The organism is Rhodanobacter sp. ANJX3 (assembly GCF_014200755.1).
GTDB lineage: Bacteria > Pseudomonadota > Gammaproteobacteria > Xanthomonadales > Rhodanobacteraceae > Rhodanobacter.
Genome location: NZ_JACHCM010000002.1, coordinates 430,198 through 445,107, shown reverse-complemented (window position 1 = coordinate 445,107; position 14,910 = coordinate 430,198). Strand labels below are relative to the sequence as shown.

At 63.0% G+C, this 14,910-nt stretch carries 13 protein-coding genes; 6 read left to right on the top strand and 7 right to left on the bottom strand.

Annotation, left to right across the window (positions count from 1 at the left end):
- Position 1 precedes the first annotated feature (1 nt).
- Positions 2–265 carry a DksA/TraR family C4-type zinc finger protein gene (locus HDE76_RS06750; protein ID WP_179479867.1) on the top strand — a complete coding sequence of 88 codons (264 nt, stop codon included), beginning with the start codon at positions 2–4 and terminating at the stop codon, positions 263–265.
- 24 nt (positions 266–289) lie between these two features.
- On the opposite strand, the gene HDE76_RS06745 is transcribed toward HDE76_RS06750, so the two are convergent.
- Genes HDE76_RS06745 through HDE76_RS06735 form a run of 3 tightly spaced genes read right to left on the bottom strand, consistent with a single transcriptional unit; the run spans position 290 to position 3,395 of the window.
- Positions 290–1,117, bottom strand: coding sequence for a transglutaminase family protein (locus tag HDE76_RS06745; RefSeq protein ID WP_179479869.1), 828 nt, complete (start codon positions 1,115–1,117; stop codon positions 290–292).
- 2 nt (positions 1,118–1,119) lie between these two features.
- Positions 1,120–2,061, bottom strand: a complete 942-nt coding sequence (locus HDE76_RS06740) for an alpha-E domain-containing protein (RefSeq protein WP_179479871.1) — start codon at positions 2,059–2,061, stop codon at positions 1,120–1,122.
- Positions 2,061–3,395: a circularly permuted type 2 ATP-grasp protein gene (locus HDE76_RS06735; protein ID WP_304624923.1), complete on the bottom strand. Its 1,335-nt coding sequence runs from the start codon at positions 3,393–3,395 to the stop codon at positions 2,061–2,063. The genes HDE76_RS06740 and HDE76_RS06735 overlap by 1 nt, the downstream gene beginning before the upstream one ends.
- A 1,235-nt stretch (positions 3,396–4,630) precedes the next feature.
- Here HDE76_RS06735 and HDE76_RS06730 point away from each other — a divergent pair.
- A complete protein-coding gene (locus HDE76_RS06730) occupies positions 4,631–5,926 on the top strand; it encodes a carbohydrate-binding protein (protein ID WP_184506211.1) in 1,296 nt (431 codons plus the stop codon).
- 251 nt (positions 5,927–6,177) lie between these two features.
- Positions 6,178–6,846 carry a glycosyltransferase family A protein gene (locus HDE76_RS06725; RefSeq protein WP_184506209.1) on the top strand — a complete coding sequence of 223 codons (669 nt, stop codon included), beginning with the start codon at positions 6,178–6,180 and terminating at the stop codon, positions 6,844–6,846.
- A gap of 63 nt (positions 6,847–6,909) precedes the next feature.
- On the opposite strand, the gene HDE76_RS06720 is transcribed toward HDE76_RS06725, so the two are convergent.
- Both HDE76_RS06720 and HDE76_RS06715 read right to left on the bottom strand, forming a co-directional pair.
- Positions 6,910–7,215 (bottom strand): UBP-type zinc finger domain-containing protein, encoded by a 306-nt coding sequence (locus HDE76_RS06720; RefSeq protein WP_179479879.1) that lies wholly within the window; start codon positions 7,213–7,215, stop codon positions 6,910–6,912.
- The gene (locus tag HDE76_RS06715; protein ID WP_179479881.1) at positions 7,212–8,921 is read right to left on the bottom strand and encodes an FAD-dependent oxidoreductase; all 1,710 of its coding nucleotides are present in this window, start codon (positions 8,919–8,921) and stop codon (positions 7,212–7,214) included. The genes HDE76_RS06720 and HDE76_RS06715 overlap by 4 nt, the downstream gene beginning before the upstream one ends.
- A gap of 241 nt (positions 8,922–9,162) precedes the next feature.
- Here HDE76_RS06715 and HDE76_RS06710 point away from each other — a divergent pair, with 241 nt between their 5' ends.
- The 3 genes from HDE76_RS06710 to HDE76_RS06700 are packed head-to-tail and all read left to right on the top strand — an operon-like array spanning position 9,163 to position 12,686.
- A complete protein-coding gene (locus HDE76_RS06710; RefSeq protein WP_184506207.1) occupies positions 9,163–9,558 on the top strand; it encodes a hypothetical protein in 396 nt (131 codons plus the stop codon).
- Complete coding sequence (locus HDE76_RS06705; protein WP_184506205.1) at positions 9,555–11,045, top strand: ATPase domain-containing protein; 1,491 nt, start codon at positions 9,555–9,557, stop codon at positions 11,043–11,045. Before HDE76_RS06710 ends, HDE76_RS06705 begins: the two co-directional genes overlap by 4 nt.
- 24 nt (positions 11,046–11,069) lie before the next feature.
- Positions 11,070–12,686 (top strand): diguanylate cyclase, encoded by a 1,617-nt coding sequence (locus tag HDE76_RS06700; RefSeq protein ID WP_184506203.1) that lies wholly within the window; start codon positions 11,070–11,072, stop codon positions 12,684–12,686.
- A gap of 208 nt (positions 12,687–12,894) precedes the next feature.
- On the opposite strand, the gene HDE76_RS06695 is transcribed toward HDE76_RS06700, so the two are convergent.
- Together HDE76_RS06695 and HDE76_RS06690 are read right to left on the bottom strand one after the other, a co-directional pair.
- Entirely contained in the window at positions 12,895–13,929 is a 1,035-nt protein-coding gene (locus HDE76_RS06695) for an LLM class flavin-dependent oxidoreductase (RefSeq protein ID WP_184506201.1), read from the bottom strand.
- Entirely contained in the window at positions 13,926–14,858 is a 933-nt protein-coding gene (locus HDE76_RS06690; protein WP_184506199.1) for an alpha-L-glutamate ligase, read from the bottom strand. The genes HDE76_RS06695 and HDE76_RS06690 overlap by 4 nt, the downstream gene beginning before the upstream one ends.
- Positions 14,859–14,910 lie beyond the last annotated feature (52 nt).

Sequence of the window (14,910 nt, the reverse complement as noted above, 5' to 3'; positions counted from 1 at the left end):
TATGGCAACCGGTTGGGCCGGCGACGGCGCCGTACAGGATCAGATCGATGCCACCGTCAACGATGCGGTGACGCGGGCGCGCCGCCAGCTGCGGCAGGGTCCGGGCTTGACTCATTGCGAGGAATGCGACGCGGCCATTCCCGAGGCACGCCGCAAGGCCGTGCCCGGTGTGCGCCTATGCGTGACCTGCCAGGAAACGCATGATGAGGAGCAGGCGGCCGGCATCTACAACCGGCGCGGCAGCAAGGACAGCCAGCTGCGCTGAACTGCAAATAGTCTGTCGTCAGAATTACCAGGACTGCGATTGGGATTGCGACTGCCCGGATTCGGCGATGGATACTTCTACTTCAAGCGACTCGGCGATGCCGCCCAGACGCACGCCGCGCACCGGCGCGGCATCGCGATAGTCGCGCCCGCAGGCGATGCGCACGTAGCGCTCGTCCGGCGACTGGCGATTGGCCGCATCGAAGCCCAGCCAACCCAGATCGGCAACGAAGATCTCCGCCCAGGCGTGACTGGCCGCTGCGGTGCCCTCGACAGGACAGAGGTAGCCGCTGACGTATCGGGCGGGAAAGCCCAGCGAACGGGCCGCGGCGATCAGCACATGGGCGTGGTCCTGGCACACGCCGGCCTGCGCGGCGAACGCCTCCACCGCCGTGGTTTCCGCGTCGGTCTGGTAGGGCAGGTAGTCGATGCGATCGCGCACGCCGTTGGTCAACCGATGCAGCCGCTCCAGATCCTTGCCGTCGCCGGCGGATGATTTCGCCAGCTCATCGATTTCCGCGTTGCTTTCCGTCAGTGGCGTCGACGACAGATAGAACATCGGCGGCAGCAGCTCTTTCCGATCGCCATGCACGCCATGCATATCGCGCGTGTTGACCGAGCCGCGCACCGACAGGCGCAGGGTTTCCACGCTGCGGTCGACGGTGTGGGTGGCGACGGGGTTGCCGAAACCGTCGCTACAAGTGGGATGCAGCCGCCGGCCGTCGACGTCCACCTGCCAGCTGCCGATCGTCTGGCCGGCGCTCGGCGCAGGCCACATGCGCAGCGCCTGGATGATCATGCTGGCAGCCTGACCGTAGCGGTAAACGGTGTCGTGAACGATGGTCAGCTGCATGGTTAAAAAAGATGTCCTTCGGAGATCTGTGCGCCCAGTGTTTCGGTGCGAACGATCAGGTCGGTGAGATATTCGTGCAGGCCGTTGTTGATGATGTAGTCGATGCGGCCGTAACGAAGATTGGTGTAGATCGCGTGCGCCTGCCGCTTGGCTTCGGCGGCGCGCTGCGGATCCTGATCCTCGATCAGGTCCAGGTGCTGGGTGATCTGGTTGTAGCAAAACGCCAGCGAGCGCGGAAATTCGCCGCGCATGATCAGCAGCTCGGCCACGTGGGCCGGCTCGACCTGCCCCTTGAACATGACGCGGTAGGCGCGGCGTGCACCGACCACCCGAAGAATCGCCAGCCACTGGTAATAATCGACCACGCCGCCGACGTCGTTTACCGAGGGAAGCTTCACGTGATACTTCACGTCGAGCAGGCGCGCGGTGTTGTCGGCGCGTTCGAGATACTGGCCGACGCGCACGAAATGAAAGCCGTCGCGGCGCAGCATCGCGTTGGAGCACACGCCGTGAAACAGTCCGACGCGCGACTTCACCCATTCGAGGAATTCGGACAGCAGGTCCTCGGTCATCGGCGTGTTGCGGTAGGTGGAAAGCTCCTGCCAGGTGGTGTTGACCGCCTCCCACATATCGGCCGTCAGCGCGGTACGCACGGCGCGCGCATTGCGGCGCGCGACCTCGATGCAGTTGACGATGGAGGAGGGGTTGTCGGCGTCGAAGGCGAGAAACTGGATGACCGACGGTTCGTCGGCGGTCTCGTGGCGTGCGTAGTAGCTCTCGCTGCCGCCGGCGGCGACGATCGCGGACTCCCACTCGCTATTGCGTTCGCTGTCCACGCGAACGGCGTTCATCTGGCCGGCCACCTGCAGCAGGCGAGCGACATAGTCGGCGCGTTCCATGTAACGCGAGAGCCAGAACAGGTTTTCTGCGGTGCGTGCCAGCATCAGCTTTCCAGTACCCAGGTGTCTTTGGTGCCACCGCCCTGTGAGGAGTTCACCACGAGCGAGCCCTCTTTCAATGCCACGCGGGTGAGGCCGCCGGGCACCACACGAATGCGATCGGCGCCACACAGCACGAACGGCCGCAGATCGACATGGCGCGGCGCGATGCCGGCGTCGACGAAGGTCGGCACCGTCGACAGCGCCAGCGTGGGCTGTGCGATGTAGTCGTTCGGACGCGTTTTCAGCAAGGCGCGGAAATCGTCCAGCTCGGTGCGGCTGGCGTGCGGTCCGACCAGCATGCCGTAGCCGCCGGAGCCGTGGACCGCCTTGACCACCAGTTCGTCGAGATGCTCCAGCACGTAGCGCAATTCGTCCGGCTTGCTGCAGTCGTGGGTGGGCACGTTGCGCAACAGCGGCTCTTCGCCGAGATAGAAGCGGATCATCTCCGGCACGTGGATGTATACCGCCTTGTCGTCGGCGATGCCGGCACCGATGGCGTTGGTCAGCGTGAGGTTGCCCGCGCGGTTGGCAAAATGCAGCCCAGGCACGCCGAGCATCGAATTCGGTTTGAAGATCAGCGGATCGAGGTAGTCGTCGTCGATCCGCCGGTAAATCACGTCGACGCGCGACAGGCCGGCCGTCGTGCGTTGGTAGCAGACGTCCTTGTCGACGACCAGGTCGGCGCCTTCGACCAGGTCGATGCCCATCTCGTCGGCCAGAAACGCATGCTCGTAGTAGGCGCTGTTGTGGATGCCGGGGGTCAGCAGTACCACCGTCGGCTCGCCGGGACAGTTGGGCGGCGCCAGCGAACGCAGTGTGGCGAGCAGCTCGTCGGGATAGTGCGCCACCGGGGCCACGCGGTTGCGCCGGAACAGGTCCGGAAACAGCCGCTGCATCACCTCGCGGTTCTCGACCATGTAGGAGACGCCCGAGGGCGTGCGGCAGTTGTCTTCCAGCACGTAATAGTCGTCGGGGCCGGTACGCACCATGTCGATGCCGGCGATATGCGAATACATCTGGCCCGGCAGATCGAGCCCGGCCATTTCCGGCCGGAACTCGCTGTTGTGCAGGATTAGCTTTTCCGGAATGCGGCCTGCGCGCACGATGTCGCGGTCGTGGTACACGTCGTGGATAAACGCGTTCAAGGCCTTGGCGCGCTGCTCCAAACCCTGGCGCAAACGCAGCCATTCCGCCTGTGCCATCACGCGCGGAATGAAGTCGAACGGGATCAGCCGCTCCGGGTCCCCGCCCTCGGTGTACACCGCAAAGGTGATGCCGATACGGCGAAACAGCACCTCCGCCTCGCGGCGCTTGAGCGCCAGCTGCTCGGCGGGCATCGATTTCAGCCAGGAATCGATCAGCGCATACGGCGCGCGAACGTTCTCCGGCCAGCCCATCTCGTCGAATACAGGGGTTGCGTCGGCCATCAAAACTCCTGGTTGGGCAGCCACGGCAGCGATGGTTCGCCGTAGTGGAAAACGGTAGATGCTGAATTCGGCGTCGACCACTCGACATTACCGCGGGTGACCGATCGATGTCTAAATGTTTCGTCGTGACGTTGTCGACGGCTCGACAACGGCCTGGAATGATCTGGCAAGATCGCAGGGCGGGCGTGCAATTTCCGTGCAGTCGCGCTGCCGACATGGCGAAAGCATGGGCGCTTGTCGGCTAAAACGCGTGCGATCGGCTGTCTGTGTTCGGCGCGCTCCGGGCCAGGCCGCGCGAAGTGCTGGGTCTGTTTGCCTGCCTTTCTATGTCACCACTCGGTCGTGGGCGGACGTCCATTCCCTCGTTCTTTCTCGACCTTCGCGCCAGCAACTCGCGGCGCAGGCCACGTGAAGATATAGAGCCGGCTCTCAGTGCGGACACCGGCGATGCCGCGTCGACAATGCGTATGAAGCATCCTGGCTGTTGAACGCGCGCTCGTATTCGACGGAGTCCGCCTGCCGGTGGCGCCGGACGCTTTGCCGCGGCATCGCGATGACGCGAGTTAGATAACGTTGTCATCTATTGTCGCAATCCACTTTCTCTTGTTCGCCGATATCGGTAAAGGACGCTCACGGTTCCGACGATCCACGGTGCGTCACCCGCGATGCGTGTTCCGACCGCCTTGTCTTCGACATTTTTTCAGCAGATGCCCGCGTCGACTAGGCAGCTAAAAATCGCGAGCCATTCCGATGGCGACTCATCACTGTTGCAGCGCGATACGTCGGCAAACGAGCGGCGCCGCGACGTGGCGTTACGACATATCGCACCAGCAGCAAAATAAAAAGCGCACGGCACAACGACAGCGCTGCGCTGGTGCTTCGCAGCAATTCACATGCGCGGTCACAGATGGGATTTTTTCCAATAGACAACGTTGTCATTTAGGCCTATCACAGGACATATTCCACGCATAACAAGCGGTAGCGTGCATGGATGCAATGAGGCGCCTATCCCCCATGGCCGATCGGATCGCGGCCGTGAACTGCCTCGGTAATTCACTTGAATTGATGCAGGCCCATCCGGAGAGCACGACATGTCACTCAAACCCCCGTCACCTTTTGTAAAACAGCCCGCCAAGTGTTTACGCATGGCATTAGGAGCATTCGGCAGCGTTGCTGCTACCGGTCTGTCCATGGCGCTGCTGGCCGCGGCACCGGTGCAGTCGGTGCACGCCGCGAGCGCGACCAGCTGCGCCGCAGCTTGGAGTGCGTCGCAGGTTTATACCGGCGGCAACACCGCCAGCGAGAACGGCGTCAACTACGTCGCCAACTGGTGGACGCAAGGCAATGACCCGGCGACCAACAGCGGCGGCGCAGGCTCTGGTCAGCCGTGGACCTCGCAGGGTTCCTGCAGCGGTGGCGCGCCGGCACCGGCGCCTGCACCTGCACCTGCACCTGCACCGTCGCCCGCGCCGGCGCCGGCCCCTGCGCCGGGCAGCTTGCTGTTCAGCCCATACAAGGACGTGACCATCAATCTCAACTGGAATACCAACGTCATGCAGACAGCGGTGACCGGTACGGCGATTCCCGTCGTGGGCAGCGGCAGCCTGGTATCGACCGCCGAACCCAACCTCGGTGCGATTACCTTGGCTTTCGCGTCGGGTGAATGCGGCAGCGAAAACTGGGGCGGCATTCCGGCGGCAAGCTTTGCCAGCGCGAACGTACAGGCGCTGGCCAACGCCGGGCTCAACTATGTGGTTTCCACCGGCGGCCAGGCGGGTACGTTCACCTGCTCCACGCCAGCGGGGATGGCGAAGTTCCTGTCGACCTACAACTCATCGCATCTGGTGGGCGTCGATTTCGATATCGAGGGTGGCCAGACGCAGGCGCAGATCACCAGTCTTGTCACCGAGGTAGCGTACGCGCACACGCTGTATCCGAACCTGCGCTTCTCCTTCACGTTGGCGACGCTGGCGGCATCGGACGGTAGCTACGGCGGGCTCAACTCACTGGGCGACATGGTGGTCAAGTCGATCAAGAGCGCCAACCTCAGCAATTACACGATCAACCTGATGGTGATGGATTTCGGCGGCCCCAGCGCCGGCGTGTGTGTGGTGGCCAACGGTGTCTGCAATATGGGCCAGTCGGCCATCCAGGCAGTGCAGAACCTGCAGCACACGTACGGTATCCCTGCCAGTCAGATCGAGCTGACGCCGATGGTGGGTGTCAACGACGTCTCCAGCGAAGTGTTCTCGCTGACCGATGTCGACACGCTGACCTCTTATGCGGTGAGCAACAAGCTGGCCGGTATTCATTTCTGGTCGCTCGATCGCGATACGCCGTGCTCGAGCAATTCCGGCTATGCCTCGCCGACCTGCAACTCGGTCAGCGGCAGCACCGCGCTGCAGTACACCAATCGGTTCCTGCAGGATCTCGGTCGCTAGTCGCGGTTGCCCCATCGATAGCCACGCGCAAGGCGCGGCTATCGATGGGGAAAATAGGATGAAATCACAACGCCCGATGCAGGAGATTGTCATTCTCCTGCATCGGGCGTTCTTGTTGAGCGTCGTTCTCTGGGTGAAATGAAGGCGGATCATTCGAGTCCGGACACGCCGGTAAGCAGGTCCGGCTTCGCTTGTGCGTCAGAAGGACGCATTCACGTTTGCTCACGGCATTCGCCATTACGATCCGACGCATGCCCGCGCCGCCGTTTTTCTCGATCATCATGCCGACCTACAACCGCGCCGCGCTGCTCGGGCGCGCGCTGGCGTCTGTGCTTGCCCAGGTCGAGTCGCAGTGGGAGCTGCTGGTGGCCGACGACGGCTCGACCGACGACACCTGGCCGCTGCTGTGCGATTGGCAGGCAAGCGATCCGCGCGTGCGCTGCTGGCGGCATGAAAACGGCGGCCAGTCGGTGGCGCGCAATCGCCTTTTGGCCGAGGCCAGCGCACCATGGGTCGCGTTTCTGGACAGCGACGACGAGTTCGAGCCTTCGCATTTGGCGCGTCGCCGGGAGGCGATCGAGTCCGATCCGTCGGTCGATATGTGGATGTCGCCAATGCGCGTCGTGGGCGATCCACTGGTGCCCTGCCGGCACCATCCTGGCCAGATGATTCATGTCGACCGCTGCCTGGGGGTGGGCATGATCGTGGTCCGGCGTGAAGCCATTGTGGCGGTCGGCGGCTTTCCCGAAATCCGCTATGCCGAAGACTCGGCGCTGGTGAAAAAGCTGGTCGTCGTCGGCGTTCGCAGCCGCAAGCTGCGCGATCGTTCGTACGTTTATCATCGCGACCACGCGGATACGATCACGCAAAACAGGCTGCGGGATGTGAGCGCGCCGAAAAACGATAGGCCGCTTTTTTAGCCGTTGCATGGACGTCTATACGTCCCAATCCAAGTATGGCCGCTCTAGTTCATCGACCGTCTGTCATACGTATCGAGGTATCGGGCCTGTCTGTGGCGTCTGGTCGGGCAGGTCGACCAGGGTGTCGTCCACGAAGCACCAGCCCCAGCCCTCTGGCGGATCGTAGCCTTCGATGATCGGATGCTTGGTGGCGTGAAAGTGCGCGGTGCTGTGGCGACCCGGCGATTGATCGCAGCAGCCGACGTGGCCGCAGGTTCGGCACAGTCGAAGATGCACCCAGGTCGATCCGTTTTTCAGGCACTCCTCGCAGCCCAGCGTCTGCGGCGTGACCTCGGCAATATCGGCGATATGTTTGCAGTAATCGCTCATGTGGCAGACTCCGACTGTTTGGCGGGCGTGGCGGCAAGCACTTGATGCAGGGCGGCCAGGACCTGGGCACCTTCGCCGACAGCCGCCGCGACGCGCTTGGTGGAACCGGCGCGCACGTCGCCGATGGCGAATATACCGGGCATGCTGGTTTCCAGCGCCAGCGGTTCACGCCCGACGGTCGACCACAATCGGCCGTTACCGGGCTGGCCGGTGCAGATAAAGCCCTTCGCATCCACGTCGACGTTGCAGCCTTCCAGCCAGGCTGCGTTGGGATCCGCACCTACGAATAAAAACAAGTGTCGCAGTGGGCTGGTCCATTCGGCGCCGGTGTCGCGATGGCGAAAGCTGGCGCCAGTCAAGCCGCTGCTCACCTCGCCCTGCAGCGCGATGACTTCGGTGCGCGTATGCAGGGTGACGTTGGGTAGCGCGGTGATACGTTCGATCAGATAACGCGACATCGACGCCTCCAGCGATTCACCGCGTATCACCAGGTGCAGGTGTTTGACCCGGGGCGCCATAAAAACCACCGCCTGTCCCGCCGAGTTGCCGGCGCCGACCAGGGCGATGTCCTCGCCCTCGCACAATTTGGCTTCCACCGGCGACGCCCAGTACGACACGCCGGCGCCTTCGAACAGGCTCAGGTTCTCGATGTCGATGCGCCGGTAGCGCGCGCCCGATGCCACCACCACGCTGCGCGCCTGCACGCCGAGGCCGCTTTCCAGCCGCAGCGTAAATGGATCGCCTGGCTGGCGCTGGTCGCCGCCGCATTCCAATGCGCTTACGGTGACCGGAATAGCGATTTCGGCGCCGAACTTCTGCGCCTGGGTAAATGCGCGCGCGGCCAGCGCATGGCCGGAGATGCCGCTGGGAAAACCCAGATAGTTCTCGATGCGGGCCGACGCGCCGGCCTGTCCGCCGAACGAGCGGGTATCCAGCACCAGCACGGACAGGCCTTCCGACGCTGCATAAACCGCTGTCGCCAGTCCGGCCGGGCCGGCACCCACCACGGCCACGTCGTAGATGCGGTCGGGGTCGAGCTCCGGTGTCATGCCGAGGCAGGCGGCCAGATCGACTTCGCTGGGATGCCTCAGCAGCGAGCCATTGGGGCAAAGTACGATCGGCAGGTCGTCATCGTGTACGCCGAACCGTTCGGCCAGCGCCTGGCCTTCGCCGCCGTCCGTCACGTCCAGCAACGAATAGGGGTGGCCGTTGCGGGTGAGAAAACCCTGCAGCCGCACCAGCGCCGGCTCACCGGGTCGACCGGCGAGCAGCGTGTTGGCTCCTTCGGCGATCAGCGCCGTACGGCGCAGCAGGAAGGCGCGCATGATGATTTCGCCAATTTCCGCCGAACCGACGATCAGCGCGCGCAGCTGGTGGGTATCGAAGCGCAATGCCTCGCAGCCGTTCGCACCCGCGCGCGCCTCGGCCAGCGCCGAACGGCCGCCGAGCTGGCTGACTTCGCCGGTGATGCCGCCGATCGGCAAGGTGGCGATCAGCTGATCCTCACCGCTGCTATGGCCGCGGTTGACCAGGACCTCGCCGGTGGTGACGATGAATACCGGCGCATGGCGCTCGCCAAGCGCGTAGAGCGTCTCGCCCGGCTCGAATTTCTGCGGCGGCGCCGTCGCAAAGCGCTGTGCCACCGCGATCTGCACGGCGCATAGCGCAGGGAACAGCTGATCACGCCGGGTTTCGGCCAGACTCATGTATTGCCCAAAGGCTGAGGGGTATCGGCAGTCTCGCCCGAGCACCTCAGGCTGGCAAGCATGGAAGCGAGCCGCGGCGGGTGGCTGCGTGCACGGAGCGGCGCGCTTCCTCGACACTGCAGCGCTGAAAAATCCAGCGCCCTGTAGAAATGGATTAGCGCGTACTATAGGGGCGCAAAGCACGCGCTATCGCGTGTTCTACGGGCTACCGATGCCGAATGACGTACACGGTATCCAAGCCATGCTTGCCAGACGAGTAGGGGAAGCTGCGGATGCGGCAAGCGTCGCCGCCGAGGCACTTCTGATTTGGAAGGACGTCGACGTGGCGCTGGCGCCGATCATCGGCCAGTCCGGCGTTGCGGCCCTTTACAAGCGCAGCCTGTATCTCACGTTGATCGATCATCCCTGTCTCGTGACCGCATACGAGGGTTCGCTGCGCCCCGGCGAATTCGAGGGTCTGAAAACCGCCTTGTCTCAACAGACGCCGGTGGAGGCCTTGGCGGCAACGATCTCGCTGCTACACACTTTCCACGATCTTCTTATCCACCTGATCGGCGGCTCGCTGTTCGAGCGTCTGCTGCGTTCGGTGTGGGACAAGTCATCCAGCGGCGATGCCGCGAAGGACAATGCTCCATGATCAAGGTCAAAGCCATCATCAATCGCCTTGCCACGGGAGTACCTGGACTGGACGAAGTGTTCGGCGGCGGTCTGCCGGAGTTTTCCTTCAACCTTATCGCCGGGCCCCCGGGGTCGGGCAAGACCACGCTGGCGCATCAGATCATGTTTGCGCTGGCCACGCCTACGCGGCCAGCGCTGTATTTCACCGTGCTCGGCGAGCCGCCGCTGAAGATGTTCCGCTATCAACAGCAGTTCGACTTTTTCGATACGGAAAAAGTCAGCCAGTCGGTCCATTTCATCAATCTGGCCGAAGAAACCGCCACTGGCGATCTGACCAAGGTGCTGGCGCGGGTGGTTGCCGAGGTCGAGGCGCACGGCCCCTCGCTGGTGTTTGTGGACTCCTTCCGCTCGGTCATCCTCGCTGGGGAGGGCGATCGCAATCCATTCATCAGCCTGCAGCAATTCGTACAGCAGCTGGGCATGCTGATGACGAGCTGGCAGGCCACCACGTTCCTGCTTGGCGAATACTTCAGCGATGACGATCCCAGCCCGGTATTCACGGTGGCCGACGGACTGATCTGGCTGCGCCAGAGCGTGCAGAGCAATTCGATGGTACGCAAGATGGAGGTCATGAAGATGCGCGGGCAACCGTCGCTGCCTGGTCTGCACACGTTTCGCATCACGGAGAACGGCATTCAGGTATTCGCGCCGCCGGCGCTGGCAACGCTGAATGATCCGCAGCCCGCGTTGGAACCGGATCGGCGCGCGAAAATGGGTGTGCCCAAACTCGATACGATGATGGGTGGCGGCCTGCCGCGCGGATACTCGCTGCTGGTTGCCGGGCCATCGGGTTCGGGCAAGAGCATTCTGGCATCGGCATTTCTGACCGAGGGCGCGCGGGCGGGTGAAACAGGGGTCATCGCGGCCTTCGAACAGCGTCCCAAGCAATCGCGTGGTCGGGTGCTGGCGGATCTGATCGAGAGCGATCGGATCGGCGTCATCGATACCCGTTCGCTGGCGCTGTCAGTGGACGAAATTGCGATGCAGCTGATCACGGAGATCCAGCGGCTCAAGGCAACTCGCGTGGTGATCGATTCGCTGTCGGGATTCGAACTGGCACTGGCGCCGACGTTTCGCGAGGATTTTCGTGAGTCGCTATCCCGGCTGGTTTCGGCGCTTACCAATATCGGCGTCACCGTACTGATGACCTCCGAACTCGAAGATCGCTATAACGAACTGCGCTTCAGCCCCTACGGCACGGCGTTTCTCACCGACGCCATCGTCGTGCAGCGCTATATCGAACTGGAGGGTCGATTGGAGCGGGTGATGGCGGTGGTAAAAATTCGCGCCAGTGCGCATTCCAATGCGCTGCATCTTTTTCATATCGATGATGACGGCATCCAGATCGACGAGATGCTGGCCGGTTACGAGGGTTTGCTGGGCGGTCGGCCTACGCGCAGCCGCAGCGGCTTGAACGGACCGACATCCGGCGCCGACGATGGATAAGTACAGCATCATGCCGTCGACGTCGTGACCGACCGAAACGATCCGCATACCGTTGCTGGAGCCACGCAGGTAGTGGCGTTACTCAACGGGCAGGCTGACGACCTGCGGGCGGATCTGGTCAAACTGCGCCAGGAACTGGTGGACGTGCGCGTGGAGATCGGCGGCAATCGCGTCACGCAACTGCTCGAAGCCAACGGTCGATTGGTTCTGGCCGCACTCAATGCCGAATCCATCGCGGAAACCGCGGTGGCCAATCTCACCGAGCTGACCTATTCCAGCCAGCGCGATGCGCTGACGCAGACGGCCAACCGTGCGCTGATGTTCGATCGCCTGACCCTGGCGATGACCAGCGCCAGTCAGCGGAACAGCCGCCTGGCGGTGCTCTTTCTCGATCTGGATCATTTCAGAACCATCGACAACACGCTCGGCCATGCCGGTGGCGACGCCGTGCTGCAGGTGGTCGCCAGTCGCCTGGAGTCGGTGCTGCACGATGGCGACACCGTCAGTCGGCACGGCGGTGACGAGTTCCTCGTGTTGCTGACCCAGGTTGCTCAGGCTTCCGAAGCGGCGCGTATCGCCGAGATGCTGCTGGCGGCCATTGCGCTGCCCAGTTCGGTCGGTGAGGTGCGCCTGCAGCTGTCCGCCAGCATCGGCATCGCCATGTATCCGGAAGACGGACTGGACATGGTCACCCTGATCGATCGTGCCGATGTGGCCATGTATCGTTCCAAGGAAAGAGGGCCCGGCGGATATCAGTTCCATGGTGATGCGCCAACGAGCGAGCCTGGACCGCGCTCGGCACTGATGCCGCTGATCTGTCGCGAATCGCTGCCGGTCGAGGAAGCCGATCGCCTGGCCGATCTCCGCGATGCCAACGAAAAGTTGTTGATGGCTGCACTCACGGCGCAGGAGCTGGAGCTGCACGCGCGCGAGGCACACCGCCAGCAGATCCAATTCATGGCGATGGTGGCGCACGAGCTGCGCAATCCACTGACGCCGATACGTCTGGCGGCGAGTCTGCTGATCGATCGGCAGACCGACGACGCGCTGTCGCTGGCGCGTCTGCAGGTGATCATCGACGATCAGGTGACGCATATGTCGCGACTGATCGGCGATCTGCTCGATGGTTCGCGCATCAGCACGGGCAAGCTGCGGCTGGAGCGCAGCAACGTGGAAATGATCGACGTGCTGCGTCTGGCGATCGACTCCTGCCGTCCCGCAATGGAAGCAAGAGGGCAGCAGATGAGGAGCGAGTTACCGGCTGCGCCGCTGCATTTTTACGGAGACCGCGTCAGGTTGACGCAGATATTCAACAATCTTTTGGACAACGCATCGAAATACACGCCGGAAGGTGGCAAGGTTTCGCTGGTGCTGGTGGTGCGAGAGCAGGCGATGGCGATCACCGTGTCCGATAACGGCATCGGCATTTCACCCGACGCGTTGCCGCATGTCTTCGACCTGTTCGTGCAGGATGCGCGCGCGCTCGATCGTTCCAGCGGTGGACTCGGCATTGGGCTGGCCGTGGTGCGCGAGTTGGTGGAGGCGCACCGCGGCACGGTCACGGGACACAGCGCCGGACGCAATCTCGGCAGCGAATTCACCGTGACCCTGCCGATAGATAGTTTCCCCGCAGCCGCATAGCTCTTGTCAACGCCGATGGCATCGCCATTTGTCGTCGTGCGCAGGGTGCATGCACGATATCCACGCGATGCCTCTCCAGGCGGCTCGGCTACAGGACCGACGCGAGCGTATTAGAGTATCGAGCGTCATTGTCCTCTGGACCGGCACGAACGCCGTGGCTGCCGCTTAAAGCGACGGCCAAAACCACGTGCCGTCTGTTTCAGATGTTTCAGGCAGCCAACGTCGAGTGTGAGATCACTTGCGCCGCGAAACGTTCCATTTCTTCCAGCTGCGGGCTCATCTGCAGCAGGAGCAGATCGAGGCCAATCGCGGAGAATTCGTCGATGCGCGCACGCACCTGCTCGGGCGTGCCGATCAGACCCGGACGCAGGCCACGATTGGAGACCGAGTATTCCTTGATCTTCATCTCGCGCTCCAGCTGGGTGCCGGAGAGCCACTGCTCGAAGTTGGCGAAGCCGGCGGCTTCCGGGTCCAGCGCGGTAATGCGTTCGACCTCGGCCAGCGCTTCGGCCTCGGTATCGCGCACGATGGCGTAAGCCGCCATGCCGTAGATCATCGGCGGCAGGCCTGCACGCTCGCGGCGAGCACGCATGTCGGCGATTTTTTCGCCGATGAAGGCCGGTTCGTCGCCGTGCATGACGTAAGCGTCACAGCGCTGGGCGATCATCGTCTTGGCCGCTTCGGATTCGCCGCCGGCGTAGATGGTTGGACGCGGCGAAGAGATCGGCTTGGGCTCGCAGATCGCGTCCTTCAGCTGGTAGCGCTCGCCGCTGAAATTGAACGGCGTCTGTGTCCATAGGCCGTCGACCACCTGCAGCCATTCGTTGGTGCGACCGTAGCGGTCGTCGTGCTGATCGAACTGCAGGCCGTATTGCGTTGCTTCGTCGGCCCACCAGGACGACACCACGTTGAGCGCGAGTCGGCCGCCGGAGATGCGGTCGATATTCGCGGCCTGCTTGGCGAACAGCGCGGGCTGATGAAAATTCGGCCGCACGGCGACCATGATCTCCAGTTTTTTCGTCACTGCGGCCAGCGCGGCGGCACTGGACCAGGCGTCGAGCGCCGGTTCGTTGACGCCCTTGATGTCGTTGAGATTGAGTTCGGCGACCAGGGTGAGGTCGTAGCCAATCTGCTCGGCGCGAAGGCACAGCTTGCTGAGATAGTCCCAGCTTGCTTCCATGTTTTCGTCGCGGATATTGCGCAGCCAACCGCCGAATACCGGGGCCCAGAATCCGTACTTCATGCTGCCTTCTCCCGCTTGGACGCGATCACGTTGATCAGATAGTCGACCAGCTTTTCGTGCGGGTCCCAGCCCAGCACGTGGAGCGGATCGGCGACGAAATTGGATAGCCCGTTGATATCGTAGAAACGGCGCGCACCGTCGCGTTCGTCGATCATGAATTCGATGCCGCCGATGTCCAGCCCCGACGCTCGCGCAATGGCTTCGGCCGCCTTGATCGCCTGCGCATCGGGCTTGAATTCCTGCACGGTGACGGTGGGCTTGTCGATCAGGCAGACGTCGGCAGGGCAAAGGTCGAACGTGCCGCCGTCGGTGTTGAGCGAGATCGCATAAATAAACTTGCCGTCCAGCGTTTCCATGCGGACCATGTGCTTGTCTTTCGCCGGCACGTATTCCTGCACCAGCAGCACGCTGTCGATGCCTTTGGGCGTGCGGTCGTCGGCCACGGCCTGCTTCAATTCGTCGACGCTGTCATAGCGCGATACGCCTGCGCCCGAGCCGCCGATGTTCACCTTCACGATGACCGGAAAGCGCAGGCCTTCGGTTGCCGCCACGACATCCGCCTGCCGGTGCACTACACGGGTGGCGGGAATATCCAACCCCAGCGACTGGATCACCGACAGCTGCCGTGCTTTGTTCGCATCGATCGCCAGTGCCTTGCTGCCGTTGATCACGTGCGCGCCGTTCAACTCCCAGTGCGCATACAACGCCTGCGCGTAGAAAATCGGATGCTCGTCCTGGCGCAGAAATGAACTCATCGCCAAGCGGCTGAACACCACCGGCGCCGGTGCGTGCCGCTGGGCAAGATCGAATTGATGGCTCTCGAAGGGAAAAGCCCGATAGTCGACGCCGCGGCGATCCAGCGCAGCGAACAGCGGCTTGAACCACTCGGGGTGCTCGTAGACGATCGCCAGGGCAGGCTGCTTGGACATGGGAATGTTTTCTTGAGATAGATAGACGCGCATGGTCGGCATGAGCGCGGCG

Excerpts from the sequence above, each read along its gene's own strand:
- HDE76_RS06725 (WP_184506209.1), top strand. The coding sequence starts at position 6,178 with ATGCCCGCGCCGCCGTTTTTCTCGATCATCATGCCGACCTACAACCGC.
- HDE76_RS06695 (WP_184506201.1), bottom strand. The coding sequence starts at position 13,929 with ATGAAGTACGGATTCTGGGCCCCGGTATTCGGCGGTTGGCTGCGCAAT.
- HDE76_RS06745 (WP_179479869.1), bottom strand. The coding sequence starts at position 1,117 with ATGCAGCTGACCATCGTTCACGACACCGTTTACCGCTACGGTCAGGCT.
- HDE76_RS06735 (WP_304624923.1), bottom strand. The coding sequence starts at position 3,395 with ATGCCCGCCGAGCAGCTGGCGCTCAAGCGCCGCGAGGCGGAGGTGCTG.
- HDE76_RS06730 (WP_184506211.1), top strand. The coding sequence starts at position 4,631 with ATGGCATTAGGAGCATTCGGCAGCGTTGCTGCTACCGGTCTGTCCATG.
- HDE76_RS06705 (WP_184506205.1), top strand. The coding sequence starts at position 9,555 with ATGATCAAGGTCAAAGCCATCATCAATCGCCTTGCCACGGGAGTACCT.
- HDE76_RS06710 (WP_184506207.1), top strand. The coding sequence starts at position 9,163 with ATGCTTGCCAGACGAGTAGGGGAAGCTGCGGATGCGGCAAGCGTCGCC.
- HDE76_RS06690 (WP_184506199.1), bottom strand. The coding sequence starts at position 14,858 with ATGTCCAAGCAGCCTGCCCTGGCGATCGTCTACGAGCACCCCGAGTGG.
- HDE76_RS06720 (WP_179479879.1), bottom strand. The coding sequence starts at position 7,215 with ATGAGCGATTACTGCAAACATATCGCCGATATTGCCGAGGTCACGCCG.
- HDE76_RS06750 (WP_179479867.1), top strand. The coding sequence starts at position 2 with ATGGCAACCGGTTGGGCCGGCGACGGCGCCGTACAGGATCAGATCGAT.
- HDE76_RS06740 (WP_179479871.1), bottom strand. The coding sequence starts at position 2,061 with ATGCTGGCACGCACCGCAGAAAACCTGTTCTGGCTCTCGCGTTACATG.
- HDE76_RS06715 (WP_179479881.1), bottom strand. The coding sequence starts at position 8,921 with ATGAGTCTGGCCGAAACCCGGCGTGATCAGCTGTTCCCTGCGCTATGC.